Source organism: Enterobacter sp. 01-M-02-SI-ECC, from assembly GCF_047530595.1.
GTDB classification, from domain to species: domain Bacteria; phylum Pseudomonadota; class Gammaproteobacteria; order Enterobacterales; family Enterobacteriaceae; genus Enterobacter; species Enterobacter cloacae_M.
Map to the genome: position 1 here is coordinate 203608 of NZ_JBLKCZ010000007.1, position 14423 is coordinate 218030.

Annotated in this window: 12 protein-coding genes and 2 rRNA genes; 8 read left to right on the forward strand and 6 right to left on the reverse strand. The window is 54.6% G+C overall.

The window, feature by feature from the left end:
- The first annotated feature begins 310 nt into the window (after positions 1-310).
- Positions 311-1930 (forward strand): L-aspartate oxidase, encoded by a 1620-nt coding sequence (gene nadB / locus ACMWLG_RS12355; protein ID WP_045399432.1) that lies wholly within the window; start codon positions 311-313, stop codon positions 1928-1930.
- On the opposite strand, the gene trmN is transcribed toward nadB, so the two are convergent.
- On the reverse strand, positions 1915-2652 hold the full coding sequence (trmN, locus tag ACMWLG_RS12360; protein ID WP_045399428.1) for a tRNA(1)(Val) (adenine(37)-N(6))-methyltransferase TrmN: 738 nt from the start codon (positions 2650-2652) through the stop codon (positions 1915-1917). The genes nadB and trmN overlap by 16 nt on opposite strands.
- A gap of 132 nt (positions 2653-2784) precedes the next feature.
- Here trmN and srmB point away from each other — a divergent pair, with 132 nt between their 5' ends.
- Complete coding sequence (srmB, locus tag ACMWLG_RS12365) at positions 2785-4113, forward strand: ATP-dependent RNA helicase SrmB (RefSeq protein WP_023344704.1); 1329 nt, start codon at positions 2785-2787, stop codon at positions 4111-4113.
- Between the two features lie 51 nt (positions 4114-4164).
- Here srmB and grcA read toward each other — a convergent pair whose 3' ends face one another.
- Positions 4165-4548 carry an autonomous glycyl radical cofactor GrcA gene (gene grcA / locus ACMWLG_RS12370; protein WP_045399425.1) on the reverse strand — a complete coding sequence of 128 codons (384 nt, stop codon included), beginning with the start codon at positions 4546-4548 and terminating at the stop codon, positions 4165-4167.
- A 315-nt stretch (positions 4549-4863) separates the two neighbouring features.
- On the opposite strand from grcA, the gene ung reads away from it, so the two are divergent.
- Complete coding sequence (gene ung, locus ACMWLG_RS12375) at positions 4864-5553, forward strand: uracil-DNA glycosylase (protein ID WP_023308856.1); 690 nt, start codon at positions 4864-4866, stop codon at positions 5551-5553.
- Between the two features lie 48 nt (positions 5554-5601).
- Here the strand turns inward: ung and ACMWLG_RS12380 are convergent, their stop codons facing one another.
- Entirely contained in the window at positions 5602-6732 is a 1131-nt protein-coding gene (locus ACMWLG_RS12380) for a tRNA/rRNA methyltransferase (protein WP_029741125.1), read from the reverse strand.
- Positions 6733-6936: 204 nt separating this feature from the next.
- On the opposite strand from ACMWLG_RS12380, the gene trxC reads away from it, so the two are divergent.
- From trxC to ACMWLG_RS12405, 5 genes are all read left to right on the forward strand, one after another.
- Entirely contained in the window at positions 6937-7356 is a 420-nt protein-coding gene (gene trxC, locus ACMWLG_RS12385; protein WP_023308858.1) for a thioredoxin TrxC, read from the forward strand.
- 69 nt (positions 7357-7425) lie between these two features.
- Positions 7426-8124 carry a tRNA-uridine aminocarboxypropyltransferase gene (tapT, locus tag ACMWLG_RS12390; RefSeq protein ID WP_045399422.1) on the forward strand — a complete coding sequence of 233 codons (699 nt, stop codon included), beginning with the start codon at positions 7426-7428 and terminating at the stop codon, positions 8122-8124.
- Positions 8125-8159: 35 nt separating this feature from the next.
- Positions 8160-10823: a bifunctional acetate--CoA ligase family protein/GNAT family N-acetyltransferase gene (locus ACMWLG_RS12395; protein WP_045399420.1), complete on the forward strand. Its 2664-nt coding sequence runs from the start codon at positions 8160-8162 to the stop codon at positions 10821-10823.
- A gap of 110 nt (positions 10824-10933) precedes the next feature.
- Positions 10934-12289 carry a CDP-diacylglycerol--serine O-phosphatidyltransferase gene (pssA, locus tag ACMWLG_RS12400; RefSeq protein WP_045399417.1) on the forward strand — a complete coding sequence of 452 codons (1356 nt, stop codon included), beginning with the start codon at positions 10934-10936 and terminating at the stop codon, positions 12287-12289.
- Positions 12290-12334: 45 nt separating this feature from the next.
- On the forward strand, positions 12335-12658 hold the full coding sequence (locus ACMWLG_RS12405; protein ID WP_045399407.1) for a YfiM family lipoprotein: 324 nt from the start codon (positions 12335-12337) through the stop codon (positions 12656-12658).
- Here ACMWLG_RS12405 and ACMWLG_RS12410 read toward each other — a convergent pair.
- The 3 genes from ACMWLG_RS12410 to ACMWLG_RS12420 all read right to left on the reverse strand — a co-directional run.
- Positions 12655-13950: an MFS transporter gene (locus ACMWLG_RS12410; RefSeq protein WP_045399405.1), complete on the reverse strand. Its 1296-nt coding sequence runs from the start codon at positions 13948-13950 to the stop codon at positions 12655-12657. The two genes, ACMWLG_RS12405 and ACMWLG_RS12410, sit on opposite strands and share 4 nt — an antisense overlap.
- A gap of 209 nt (positions 13951-14159) precedes the next feature.
- Positions 14160-14275, reverse strand: a 5S ribosomal RNA gene (gene rrf / locus ACMWLG_RS12415).
- A 72-nt stretch (positions 14276-14347) separates the two neighbouring features.
- Positions 14348-14423, reverse strand: a 23S ribosomal RNA gene (locus ACMWLG_RS12420); the annotation flags it as partial.

The window sequence follows — 14423 nt, forward strand, 5'->3', positions numbered from 1 at the left end:
AACGCCTTTGTTTTTGTTCATCGCGCCGCAGACCGTTCATTTTCTCTCATTATAAGTCTGTTCACGATACGCACCACTTTCTGACAAGAAACATCTTTTTCCCGCCAGAAGAGTAACGCAACACAGGCTTTATTTCACCACAAAATCTGACGCTAACGATCTGCTTCGCAAAATAATTTCACTCATTTACCCTCCATTTACCTCCGCTTACGCGTTTAGCCATTGCGACAGCCTCTAAAAAAATACGTGCGATATATCGCATTCAGGTGCTATTCTGCCCCAACACTGTTTAGTAAATTAAACAAAAATCATGAACACAACACCTGAACTCCATTGTGATGTACTGATTATCGGCAGCGGCGCTGCCGGTCTCTCTCTGGCGCTGCGCCTGGCCGAGCATCAAAACGTAATCGTTCTGAGTAAAGGACCGATAAGTGAAGGTTCCACGTTTTATGCCCAGGGTGGCATTGCCGCCGTGTTTGATGAGACAGACAGCATTGCGTCTCACGTCGAAGATACGCTCATTGCCGGGGCCGGGATCGTGGATGCACACGCCGCAGAGTTTGTCGCCAGCAATGCCCGTCACTGCGTTCAGTGGCTCATCGACCAGGGCGTCTTGTTCGATACTCAGGTTCAACCCAACGGTGAAGAGAGCTACCACCTGACTCGCGAAGGCGGCCATAGCCACCGCCGCATCCTGCACGCAGCGGATGCCACCGGAAAAGAAGTGGAAACCACGCTGGTCAGCAAAGCGCTGAACCATCCTAATATTCGGGTTCTCGAGCGAAGCAATGCCGTTGATCTGATTATCTCTGACAAGATTGGCCTGCCCGGCACGCGCCGCGTGGTGGGCGCCTGGGTCTGGAACCGCAATAAAGAGAAGGTGGAGACCTGTCAGGCGAAGGCTGTGGTGCTGGCGACGGGCGGCGCCTCCAAGGTGTATCAATACACCACGAACCCGGACATTGCCTCCGGCGACGGTATCGCGATGGCCTGGCGCGCAGGCTGCCGAGTGGCGAACCTCGAGTTTAATCAGTTTCACCCAACTGCCCTGTTCCATCCCCAGGCGCGCAACTTCCTGCTGACGGAAGCCCTGCGCGGTGAAGGCGCTTATCTGAAACGCCCTGACGGCTCCCGCTTTATGCCCGACTTTGACGCCCGGGGTGAACTGGCCCCGCGTGACATCGTTGCCCGCGCCATCGATCATGAAATGAAGCGTCTTGGCGTGGACTGCATGTATCTCGATATCAGCCATAAGCCAGCAGAGTTCATTCGCCAGCATTTCCCGATGATTTACGAGAAGCTGCTCAATCTTGGCATTGATTTAACGCGCGACCCGGTGCCCATTGTGCCAGCGGCCCACTATACCTGCGGTGGCGTAATGGTTGACGATCATGGACGTACTGACGTAGACAGTCTGTATGCTATCGGTGAGGTCAGCTATACCGGACTTCACGGCGCGAACCGTATGGCCTCTAACTCGCTGCTTGAGTGTCTGGTGTACGGCTGGTCGGCGGCGGAAGATATCACAAAGCGCATGCCTTACGCCCGCGAGACAGAGCACCTGCCAGCCTGGGATGAAAGCCGGGTGGATAATCCGGACGAGCTGGTCGTGATCCAGCATAACTGGCATGAGCTACGGCTATTTATGTGGGACTACGTGGGGATTGTGCGCACCACGAAACGCCTGGAACGCGCCTTGCGCCGCATCACCATGCTGCAGCAGGAAATTGATGAGTATTATGCCAACTTCCGCGTATCCAATAACCTGCTGGAGCTGCGCAATCTGGTGCAGGTGGCCGAGCTGATTGTCCGCTGCGCGATGATGCGTAAAGAGAGCCGCGGGCTGCACTATACCCTGGACTACCCGGATCAGCTTGCTGAGTCCGGCCCGTCGATACTCGCCCCGCAGGTTTACATAAACAGATAAAACGCCTGGGTCAGAGCAGTGTAATCTTCGGAATAACGCTGGTCTGGCCCACGGATCACCATCCGGTCATTAAAGCATTCACCCTCTTTTGGCGAGAGCGCCAGCAGCACGCGGTGCGGCAGTCGTCCTTCCGTATCCGAAATATCGGTACGCAGACGTAACGTCCAGCCGATCTCCTGCGCGATGCCGATAAACATGTTGCCGGTACTCTCAGGCAGGACCACACAGAAAAAACCTTCTTCGGAGATGAGTTCTGCCGCACTGGTGAGCAGCGCTTTATGATCGAGGGAGCCGGTATAACGCGCCTGTTCACGCTCGGGTGTCCCGCACTCAACGCCGGGTTCGTAGTAGGGAGGGTTGCTGACGATCAGATCGTAACGCGCGGTTTGTTCAGGCGCCCAGGCGAGCACATCTGCGCATTCCACTTTCATTCGGGCTGCCCAGGGAGATTCGGCCATATTGTCACTCGCCTGCTCTGCGGCCTGCGCATCCAGTTCGACGGCATCAATGATGACATGTTCTTCCGTACGCTGCGCCAGCATCAGCGCCACCAGCCCGCTACCGGTACCGATATCAAGAATACGCTTAACACCTGCGACAGGCGCCCACGCTCCCAGTAAAATACCGTCTGTACCGACCTTCATGGCACAGCGATCGTGAGCGACAAAAAATTGTTTGAACGTAAAACCATCGCGGCGCAGCTGCGCTTTGAGTTGAGACATGTCAGGGCAACCTTCTAAGTGAAACTGGAGTAGCATAGGGGAAAGCGAAGTGGCCGAAAAGCGATATCCATACAAACAGATGAAGATTACAGCCGTAACGTCTATAATCAGCGCCCCACACAGAGGTAGAACATGACTGTAACGACTTTTTCCGAACTTGAACTCGATGAAAGCCTGCTCAATGCACTTGAGAGCAAAGGCTTTACACGCCCGACCGCCATTCAGGCAGCGGCCATTCCGCCTGCGCTTGAGGGCCGCGATGTGCTCGGTTCTGCGCCAACCGGCACGGGGAAGACAGCAGCCTATTTGCTGCCTGTGTTGCAGCATCTGCTCGACTTTCCGCGTAAAAAATCTGGCCCGCCGCGTATTTTGATCCTGACGCCGACGCGCGAACTGGCAATGCAGGTTGCCGATCACGCGCGTGAACTCGCGGCAAATACTCATCTGGATATCGCCACCATTACCGGTGGCGTTGCGTACATGAACCACGCAGAAGTGTTCAGCGAAAACCAGGACATCGTCGTTGCGACGACGGGCCGCCTGCTGCAGTACATTAAAGAAGAGAACTTCGACTGCCGCGCGGTTGAAACGCTGATCCTCGACGAAGCCGACCGCATGCTGGACATGGGCTTTGCACAGGATATCGAGCACATTGCCGGGGAAACACGCTGGCGTAACCAGACGATGCTGTTCTCTGCAACCCTCGAAGGGGAAGCGATTAAAGACTTCGCAGAGCGTCTGCTGGAAGATCCGGTGGAAGTCTCGGCGACGCCGTCCACCCGTGAGCGTAAGAAGATCCACCAGTGGTACTACCGCGCGGACAACCTCGAGCATAAGGTCGAATTGCTGAAACACCTGCTGAAGCAGGAAGATGCGCTGCGCACAATCGTGTTTGTGCGTAAGCGCGAGCGCGTGCACGAGCTGGCAGAAATGCTGCGTAACGCCGGGATCAATAACTGCTATCTTGAAGGCGAGATGGCGCAGATCAAGCGTACCGAAGGCATTAAGCGCCTGACCGATGGCCGCGTTAACGTGCTGGTTGCCACAGACGTGGCCGCTCGCGGGATCGACATTCCGGACGTCAGCCACGTGATCAACTTCGATATGCCGCGCAGCGGCGATACCTATCTGCACCGTATTGGCCGTACCGGTCGCGCGGGCCGCAAAGGTATTGCTATCTCACTGGTTGAAGCGCATGACTACCTGCTGCTGCAGAAAATTGGCCGCTATGTTGACGAGCCGCTGAAAGCGCGCGTTATTGATGGCCTGCGCCCAACCACGCGAGCGCCGAGTGAAAAAATGACGGGTAAACCGTCCAAGAAAGCGCTCGCGAAACGTGCTGAGAGAAAAGAGAAAGAAAAAGAGAAACCGCGCGTGAAGCAGCGCCACCGCGACACCAAGAATATTGGTAAGCGACGTAAGCCAAGCTCTGCCGCACCAGAGACGAAAACTGAAGAGTAAAAAAAAGCCGGGGAAATCCCCGGCTTTTTTATTCCCCCCCTGCAGAAGCCGTTACAGGCTTTCAGTAAAGGTACGGGCGATGACGTCGCGCTGCTGTTCTGGAGTCAGTGAGTTAAAGCGGACCGCATAGCCGGACACGCGAATGGTCAGCTGTGGATATTTTTCTGGGTGCTCAACGGCATCCATCAGCGTTTCGCGGCGCAGCACGTTAACGTTCAGATGCTGACCCCCTTCCACGCGCACTTCAGGCTGCACTTCCATAGGAACTTCACGGTACTCAATTTCGCCCAGTTTGTTTACCGGTACAATTTCATCTTCAGCAAAACCCGCTTTCGCAACGACGCAGCGCGCTTCGTTATTCTCGCTGTCCAGCAGCCAGAAAGAGTTGAGCAGATCGTCATTTGCAGCTTTAGTAATCTGGATACCTGTAATCATGTGTTGCCTCCCTTAGGCTACATTAACTGGTGTCGGCCTTTCGCAGCCAATTGGTAAAACCATTGTTTCTTGTGTGTATATATAACATTCACACCCCGGTGATTTATTGATTTAAATCAACAAAAAACACCAACCACATAAAGAGTGTGGTTTGAATTTATTGTTTTAGATCAATTTCACAGCTTTACCAATTCAACTCACTCTGTATCTTATCAAAATAAATTTAGCCACTTAGCACGTATTTCAGCACGTAATTTTGCTCACCGGGGCTAAACAGGTAAGCTAGTCAGAGATTGAGATTCGCAGGAGAGCGAGATGACGACACCTTTAACCTGGCATGACGTGCTGGCAGAAGAAAAGCAGCAGCCTTATTTTATCAATACGCTCAGCACCGTTGCCGCTGAGCGTCAGTCCGGACAGACGATTTACCCGCCGCAGAAAGACGTGTTCAACGCCTTTCGCTACACCGAACTGAGCGATGTGAAAGTGGTCATTCTGGGTCAGGATCCCTATCACGGCCCCGGGCAGGCGCATGGGCTGGCGTTTTCCGTTCGTCCGGGCGTGGCTATACCCCCTTCTCTGCTCAACATGTATAAAGAGCTTGAAGCAACAGTGCCCGGTTTTACCCGGCCAAACCACGGTTACCTGGAAAGCTGGGCGCGCCAGGGCGTGCTGTTGCTGAATACGGTGCTTACCGTACGGGCGGGTCAGGCGCACTCGCACGCCAGTCTGGGCTGGGAGACGTTTACCGATAAAGTCATCAGCCTTATCAACGAGCATCGTGAAGGGGTGGTGTTTTTACTCTGGGGTTCTCACGCGCAGAAGAAAGGGGCGATTATTGACCGTCAGCGTCATCACGTGCTGAAAGCACCGCACCCGTCACCGCTGTCTGCGCATCGCGGTTTCTTTGGCAGTAATCATTTTGTTCTGGCGAATGAATGGCTGGAAAAACGTGGCGAAAAGCCAATTGACTGGATGCCTGTATTACCGGCAGAGAGCGAGTAGTTTGAGTTTGTATGCCCGGTTCACCGGGCATACAAAAAGCACAATGGATTATGCCTTATTCTGGCGCCACCATTCGGCCAGCAGTACGCCGGTCGCAACGGATACGTTCAGACTTTCCACATTGCCTGTTCCGTCGATAGAGACGCTCAGATCCGCACTGGAGAGCGCCGCGTCAGACAGACCATCACGTTCCTGACCCAGCACCAGCACCATTTTGCGCGGCAGCGTCGCTTTAAACAGCGGCGTACCGGCATGGCTCGAGGTAGTCACGATGGAATAACCCGCTTTACGGAACTGCTCGAGGGCGTCCAGCACGCTGTCGCCGGTGATCGGCTGTACGTGCTCGGCTCCGCCTTCCGCAGTACGGATCGCGGCGCCGGATTCCAGCAGCGCGGCATCCTGCAACAGCACGCCTTTCACGCCAAAGTGCGCGCAGCTGCGCATCATTGCGCCCAGGTTGTGCGGGTTGCCCACATCTTCCAGCGCCAGCACGCAGTCATCGGCATCCGCCTGGCTGACCCACTGCTGCACGGTCGTGCCGTTACGCTTTTTGATCAGGAAGCAGACGCCGCCGTGGTGTTCAGTACCGGACGCTTTGGTCAGCTCGGCATCATCAACCACGTGGTAGGCTTTACGGTTCGCGGCCATCCAGCGCAGCGCTTCTTTGAAGCGCGGGGTCACGCTCTGGATAAACCAGGCGCGAACGATACACTCAGGACGGCTCAGGAACAGCGCCTGGCAGGCGTTTTCACCATACACGCGAGTCTCTTCCGCACGCTGACGGCGCAGCACTTCCGGGTCGATAAAGCTTTTCCCGCTGATACCGCCGTGATCGGCTTTTTCCGGCGTCTCATCGCCAGGGGCGCGAGAAACGGTGCGCCACGGGGAGGCGTTATCACGTGAGAAGTCATCCCGCGGACGGTCATCGCGTGGACGGTCACTGCGTGGGCGGTCGGAACGCGGACGGTCATCGCGTTTGCGATCGTCACGTTTGCGGTCATCACCGCGGTTATTTCTGTCATCGCGGGCGGGGCGACGGCCACCGTCTGCACGAGAAGACGCCGGACGCCCGCCACCTTTTCCGGTACGCGGATTTTGGGTGCGTTTATCAGAGTCATCATCACTGCGGACATACATCACTTTGACCTTGCCGCTTTTGTTTTTCATTTCGTCGTTCATGCTTTTCTCCACCAGCGCTGCGCGAAGCGCGCAGATTACCCGATGTGCCAGCGCATAGCCATAATTTCGTACAAAAGCCTGTGACTATTGTTCTCATTGAATAAAACGCATTGTTGTTTCAAACAGGCTCATTGATAATATGTAACATATTAGAAACATTATCGGCGTTGTGCCGCTGTCCCACGGCTCTATCAGAGGTTAGTTATGAATACCGTATGTGCCAACTGTCAGGCTCTTAATCGCATTCCGGACGATCGGATGGAAGATGGTGCGAAATGCGGACGTTGTGGCCATGAATTATTTGATGGCGATGTCATTAACGCGACGGGTGCTACGCTGGACAAACTCCTCAAGGACGATCTTCCTGTCGTGATCGATTTCTGGGCGCCATGGTGCGGCCCTTGCCGTAGCTTCGCGCCGATTTTCGAAGATGTGGCCGAAGAGCGCAGCGGAAAAATGCGATTCGTTAAGGTCAATACCGAAGCCGAACCCGAACTGAGCGCCCGTTTTCGTATTCGCAGCATACCGACCATTATGATTTTTAAAAATGGTGAAGTAATCGATATGCTCAACGGCGCGGTTCCAAAAGCGCCTTTTGAAAGCTGGTTAAACGAGTCTCTGTAACATTCTCGGGGCACGTCTTGTGCCCCGCTCCCGCCTCTGCGAAAATAGCGTTTTTCCTGCATTTCGCCCATGACTGATAACGCCGTTCTTAAATTACGCGCCGAACGCCTTGCGCGCGCCACCCGACCGTTCCTCGCCCGAGGCAACCGTATTCGCCGCTGTCAGCGCTGCCTGCTGCCGCTGAAGGTTTGTCTGTGCGAGACGCTGGCACCGAGTACGGCACAAAGCCGTTTTTGTCTGGTCATGTTCGATACCGAGCCGATGAAACCCAGCAATACGGGGCGTCTTATTGCCGATATTCTGCCGGATACCGCCGCGTTTCAGTGGTCTCGTATAGAACCCCCTCAGGCGCTGCTCGATTTAGTTACAAACCCCGACTACCAGCCAATGGTGGTATTTCCGGCGTCCTACGCGGGAGAACAGCGTCAGGTTCTTTCTGCGCCGCCGTACGGTAAACCACCTCTGTTTATCATGCTGGACGGTACATGGACCGAAGCGCGAAAAATGTTTCGCAAAAGCCCCTATCTCGACGCGCTGCCGGTCATTTCTGTCGATCTTTCCCGCGTCTCCGCCTACCGCCTGCGTGAAGCGCATGCTGACGGGCAATACTGCACCGCCGAAGTGGCAATTGCGCTTCTGGATTTAGCGGGAGATACCGCTGCGGCTGGGGCTCTGGGCAACCATTTCTCATGCTTCCGGGAGCGCTATCTGGCGGGAAAAACCGTTCATAAGGGCAGCGTCACAGCGCCCGAGCCAGAAAGCGTTTAAAATCATCAGGTCGCTTGCATTCACAGGAGGCCTGCATGAGCCAGCGAGGGTTAGAAGCGCTACTTCGTCCTAAATCCATTGCCGTTATCGGCGCATCAATGAAACCGGATCGTGCTGGCTATCTGATGATGCGCAATCTGCTGGCCGGGGGATTTAATGGCCCCGTCCTGCCCGTCACACCGGCGTATAAGGCGGTTCAGGGAGTGCTTGCATGGCCTGATGTACAGAGCCTGCCTTTCGTGCCGGATCTTGCCGTACTCTGTACGAACGCGAAGCGCAACCCGGAGCTGCTGGAATCGCTCGGCAAGAAAGGGTGTAAAACCTGCATTATTCTCTCGTCTCCGCCTGAACAGAAAGCCGAGCTTCTGGCCTGCGCCAGCCGCTATCAAATGCGCATTCTCGGGCCAAACAGTCTGGGCCTGCTCGCCCCCTGGCAGGGGCTGAATGCCAGTTTCTCCCCGGTTCCAATCCGCAAAGGCAAACTGGCGTTTATCTCGCAGTCGGCTGCGGTATCGAACACCATCCTCGATTGGGCGCAACAGCGTGAAATGGGATTCTCCTACTTCATTGCCCTGGGCGACAGCCTGGATATCGACGTTGATGAGCTACTGGATTTTCTGGCGCGTGACGGCAAAACCAGTGCGATCCTGCTTTATCTTGAGCACCTCAGCGACGCGCGTCGTTTTGTCTCGGCTTCGCGAAGCGCTTCGCGCAATAAGCCGATCCTGGTGATCAAAAGCGGACGCAGCCCTGCGGCACAGCGTCTGCTGCATTCTCATTCCGGCATGGATCCCGCCTGGGACGCCGCCATTCAGCGCGCGGGGTTGCTGCGGGTACAGGATACGCACGAGCTTTTTTCCGCCGTTGAGACGTTAAGCCATATGCGCCCGTTGCGCGGTGAGAAGCTAATGATTGTCAGTAACGGTGCGGCCCCTGCCGCGCTCGCGCTGGACGAGCTGTGGCGGCGCTTCGGCAAGCTGGCAACGCTGAGTGAAGAGACGCTGCAGCGCCTGAAAGAAGCGCTTCCGACCAGCGTGACGCCCGGCAATCCGCTTGATTTGCGCGATGACGCCAGCAGCGACCGCTATATCAGGGCGATATCCATTTTGCTGGATAGCCAGGATTTCGATGCGCTGATGATTATCCACTCCCCCAGCGCGGTCGCGCCGGGCAGTGAAAGCGCGCGCTCGCTTATTGATGCCGTGCGCAACCATCCACGCGGTAAATACGTTACCCTGCTCACCAACTGGTGCGGTGAGTTTTCCTCTCAGGAGGCACGGCGCTTGTTCAGCGAGGCCGGGCTGCCAACCTACCGCACGCCGGAAGGCACCATCACCGCATTTATGCATATGGTGGAATATCGCCGCAACCAGAAACAGCTGCGTGAGACGCCGGCTTTGCCGGGGAATCTGACGGCGAACACCGTCGATGTTCACCGGCTGTTGCAGCAGGCCATTGAAGAAGGCGCGACCTCGCTTGATACCCATGAGGTCCAGCCCATTCTGGGCAGCTACGGGATGCAAACCCTGCCGACCTGGATCGCCAGCGACAGCGCAGAGGCCGTGCATATAGCCGAACAGATTGGCTATCCGGTGGCCCTGAAGCTCCGCTCCCCGGATATCCCGCATAAGTCTGATGTTCAGGGGGTTATGTTATACCTGCGTACGGCGACTGAGGTGCAGCAGGCAGCTGATGCTATTTTCGACCGGGTAAAAATGGCCTGGCCGCAGGCAAGGATCCACGGATTGCTGGTGCAAAGCATGGCCAACCGCGCAGGAGCCCAGGAATTACGGGTGGTGGTTGAACACGATCCCGTCTTCGGACCGCTCATCATGCTGGGGGAAGGTGGCGTTGAGTGGCGCCCGGAGGAGCAGGCCGTGGTGGCGTTACCGCCGCTGAACATGAACCTGGCGCGGTATCTGATCATCCAGGCGATCAAAAGTAAAAAGATCCGTGGCCGGAGCGCGCTGCGCCCGCTTGATATTGCCGGGTTAAGCCAGTTCCTGGTGCAGGTCTCTAACCTGATTGTGGATTGTGCCGAAATCCAGCGGCTGGACATTCATCCGCTGCTCGCCTCGGGCAATGAGTTTACGGCGCTGGACGTGACCCTGGATATCGCACCATTCGAAGGAGACAGAGAGAGCCGTCTGGCGATCCGCCCGTATCCCCTGCAGCTGGAGGAGTGGGTTGAGATGAAGAATGGAGAACGCGCCTTGTTCCGCCCTATTCTGCCGGAAGATGAGCCCCAGCTGCGGGCCTTTATCTCTCAGGTCACGAAAGAGGATCTTTATTATCGCTATTTTAGCGAAATCAACGAATTTACCCACGATGATTTAGCCAATATGACCCAGATCGACTACGATCGAGAAATGGCGTTTGTTGCCGTTCGTCGCTCCGATAAGGGGGATGAGATCCTCGGCGTCACGCGTGCGATTTCTGACCCGGATAACGTCGATGCGGAGTTTGCGGTGCTGGTGCGCTCCGATCTTAAAGGCCTGGGTCTGGGGAGACGGCTGCTGGAAAAACTCATCAGTTATACGCGAGATCACGGATTGTTACGCCTTAATGGCATTACTATGCCTAACAATCGCGGTATGGTGACCCTGGCGCGAAAACTTGGGTTTGACGTTGATATTCAGCTGGACGAAGGTATTGTGGCCTTGTCCCTCAGTCTGAGATCATCAGACAAACGCGAGTAAGCTACTGGAAATGTTACCCACTTTGGACGGGACTGGTGGTATCATTGTCCGCTTATGTTGTTTGCATGGTACAGACAACCCTTCAATGAACAGAGAAGAAACGCACTGTGATGTTGTCAAAATTTAAGCGTAATAAACATCAACAACACCTTGCTCAACTACCGAAGATTTCTCAGTCAGTTGATGATGTAGAGTTCTTTTACGCTCCCGCTCATTTTCGGGAGACGCTTCTGGAAAAGATTGCCAGCGCCACGCGACGCATTTGCATTGTGGCGCTCTATCTTGAACAGGATGAAGGCGGGCGCGGGATCCTGAACGCGCTCTATGAAGCCAAACGTCAGCGACCAGAACTTGATGTTCGCGTGCTGGTAGACTGGCATCGCGCTCAGCGTGGCCGTATTGGCGCTGCCGCCTCAAACACTAATGCCGACTGGTATTGCCGTACGGCGCAGGAAAATTCTGGCGTTGATGTGCCTGTTTATGGCGTCCCGGTAAATACCCGTGAAGCGCTCGGCGTCCTTCATTTCAAGGGGTTCATCATTGATGACAGCGTGCTGTACAGCGGTGCAAGTCTGAATGATGTTTACCTGCATCAACTCGATAAATATCGCTACGACCGCTACCATCTGATCCGTAATCCGCAGATGGCCGATATCATGTTTAACTGGGTTGATAAAAATCTGGTCCATGGACGCGGTGTTAATCGCCTTGACGATCCCGAGCGTCCTAAAAGCCCGGAAATCAAAAACGATGTTCGCGCCTTCCGTCAGGAGCTGCGTGATGCGGTCTATCATTTCCAGGGCGATGCGAACAACGAAGAGTTATCCGTTACCCCGCTGGTAGGGCTCGGCAAATCAAGCCTGCTTAACAAAACGATCTTCCATCTGATGCCGTGTGCAGAGCAGAAACTTACCATCTGTACGCCGTACTTCAACCTTCCTGCCGTGCTGGTGCGTAATATCATTCAGCTGCTGCGCGACGGTAAAAAAGTGGAAATCATCGTTGGCGATAAAACTGCAAACGACTTCTTCATTCCTGAAGATCAGCCGTTCAAAATCATCGGTGCGCTGCCTTATCTCTACGAGATTAACCTGCGCCGTTTCCTGAGCCGTTTACAGTATTACGTAAACACTGACCAGCTGGTTGTGCGTCTCTGGAAAGATGAAGACAACACTTACCATCTGAAAGGAATGTGGGTCGACGATGAGTGGATGCTGCTGACCGGTAACAACCTGAACCCACGCGCGTGGCGACTGGATCTGGAAAACGCTATCCTAATCCATGACCCGCAGCATGAGTTAGCCGCAAAACGTGAACATGAGCTGGAGCTGATTCGCACACATACCACTGTGGTGAATCATTACCGCGAACTGCAGAGCATTGCCGATTACCCGGTGAAAGTCCGCAAGCTTATCCGCCGCTTGCGTCGTATTCGTATCGACCGACTTATCAGCCGTATTCTGTAATGTCCAGGCCCTGCCACCCGCAGGGCTTTTTTATGGGGCCCGTGGATGCGTATTCCTCTGTTACTGAGCGTCCTTTTTCTGAGTGGCTGTAGCCATGTGGCCAACGATAACTGGTCTGGACAGGATAAAGCCCAGCATTTCCTCGCTTCCGCGATGTTGTCTGCAGCCGGTAATGAATATGCGCAGCATCAGGGATACAGCCGGGATCGCAGTGCGGCAATTGGGTTGATGTTCTCAGTCAGTCTTGGAGCATCAAAAGAACTATGGGATAGCCGCCCCGCAGGGAGCGGCTGGAGCTGGAAAGATTTCGCCTGGGATGTCGCCGGCGCAACGACCGGCTATGCAGTGTGGCAGATGGCGCGCTATTAAAGTCGAATGCCTTTCCCTTTGCGATGCAGCATCAGGGAAACAACAAAGGCCAGTGCGCCCATTATCGTTACGTACCAGAAGAATGTCGTTTCACTTCCCCATGATTTAAGCGATAACGCAACGTACTCCGCCGATCCGCCAAACAACGCATTAGCTACCGCATAAGAGAGCCCTACCCCTAAAGCACGTACCTGCGCCGGGAACATTTCGGCTTTCAGTATTCCGCTAATAGAGGTATAGAAACTGACAATCACCATCGCCAGCATCACCAGCGCAAACGCGGCATACGGCGAAGTCACGTGCTGAAGGGCAGACAGAATAGGTACGGTACATAACGCCGACAGCCCGCCAAAAATCAGCATCGACGTTCGTCGACCGATTTTATCCGAGAGCGCACCGATAATAGGTTGTATGAGCATAAAGACAAATAGCGCCACGGTCATGACTACGCTGGCAACGTTTGCGTGCATGCCGGTGGTGTTCACAAGATACTTTTGCATATAGGTGGTGAACGTGTAGAAACTAAGAGAGCCGCCCGCAGTAAAGCCCAGTACCATAAGGAAAGCTTTGCGGTTACGCCATAACCCTTTGAATGTTCCAGCCTCCTTCAGCGTTCTGACTTCCTTCTGAGAGGTTTCATCTAACTGACGGCGTAGCCAAAGTGCGACAACCGCCAGTACTGCGCCCATTGCGAAAGGAATTCTCCATCCCCAGGCGTGAAGTTGTTCGTCCGTCAGGATTTGCTGCAGGATCACCACCACAAGAATGGCCAGCAGTTGACCACCAATCAGCGTGACATACTGGAATGAGGCGTAAAAACCTTTACGGCCTTCCAGTGCAATCTCACTCATGTAGGTCGCACTGGTACCGTATTCTCCGCCCACCGATAATCCCTGAAATAAGCGGGCCAGTAAAAGTAGCGCCGGTGCCCAGGTACCAATCGATTCATATCCCGGTAAGCAGGCGATCACCAGAGAACCAAAGCACATCATGCACACCGAGATCAGCATAGAAGTCTTACGGCCGCGACGATCCGCAATGCGACCGAACAACCAGCCCCCGATGGGCCGCATTAAAAACCCTGCGGCAAAAACCCCCGCCGTTTGTAGCAGCTGCGTTGTGGTGTTGCCGGATGGGAAAAAAATATGTGCGAAGTAGAGTGAACAGAATGAGTAGACGTAAAAGTCGAACCATTCAACCAGATTCCCTGAAGAGGCGCTGACTATTGCCCATACCCTTCTTCGGATATCACTGTTAGCCAGCGTCCCGTTTGATGTAATGCTTTCTGTCATTGTGATTATGCTCCTGCCATAAACAGCGGCGTATTGAGCCAGGAGACTCAATTACCTCGTAAATGAAATGTTATAATTTTGTTATAAATAACATTGCGACAGGGATCACACATTCCATTAGCAGGATAAGGGATTAAGAGGAAGGCCAGAGAGGGTAAGCACAAAGCAAAAAACCCCGCACCTTTCGGTACGGGGTTCTTCTATTTGATGCCTGGCAGTTCCCTACTCTCGCATGGGGAGACCCCACACTACCATCGGCGCTACGGCGTTTCACTTCTGAGTTCGGCATGGGGTCAGGTGGGACCACCGCGCTAAAGCCGCCAGGCAAATTCTGTTAATCTGTATCAGGCTGAAATTTGATTGTGTCGTCTCTTCGCCGAAACAGCTTCGGCGTTGTAAGGTTAAGCCTCACGGTTCATTAGTATCGGTTAGCTCAACGCATCGCTGCGCTTACACACCCGACCTATCAACGT

Coding starts and splice junctions, on each gene's coding strand:
- nadB (WP_045399432.1), top strand. CDS start 311: ATGAACACAACACCTGAACTCCATTGTGATGTACTGATTATCGGCAGC.
- ACMWLG_RS12410 (WP_045399405.1), bottom strand. CDS start 13,950: ATGACAGAAAGCATTACATCAAACGGGACGCTGGCTAACAGTGATATC.
- grcA (WP_045399425.1), bottom strand. CDS start 4,548: ATGATTACAGGTATCCAGATTACTAAAGCTGCAAATGACGATCTGCTC.
- ACMWLG_RS12405 (WP_045399407.1), top strand. CDS start 12,335: ATGCGTATTCCTCTGTTACTGAGCGTCCTTTTTCTGAGTGGCTGTAGC.
- trxC (WP_023308858.1), top strand. CDS start 6,937: ATGAATACCGTATGTGCCAACTGTCAGGCTCTTAATCGCATTCCGGAC.
- pssA (WP_045399417.1), top strand. CDS start 10,934: ATGTTGTCAAAATTTAAGCGTAATAAACATCAACAACACCTTGCTCAA.
- trmN (WP_045399428.1), bottom strand. CDS start 2,652: ATGTCTCAACTCAAAGCGCAGCTGCGCCGCGATGGTTTTACGTTCAAA.
- srmB (WP_023344704.1), top strand. CDS start 2,785: ATGACTGTAACGACTTTTTCCGAACTTGAACTCGATGAAAGCCTGCTC.
- ung (WP_023308856.1), top strand. CDS start 4,864: ATGACGACACCTTTAACCTGGCATGACGTGCTGGCAGAAGAAAAGCAG.
- ACMWLG_RS12380 (WP_029741125.1), bottom strand. CDS start 6,732: ATGAACGACGAAATGAAAAACAAAAGCGGCAAGGTCAAAGTGATGTAT.
- tapT (WP_045399422.1), top strand. CDS start 7,426: ATGACTGATAACGCCGTTCTTAAATTACGCGCCGAACGCCTTGCGCGC.
- ACMWLG_RS12395 (WP_045399420.1), top strand. CDS start 8,160: ATGAGCCAGCGAGGGTTAGAAGCGCTACTTCGTCCTAAATCCATTGCC.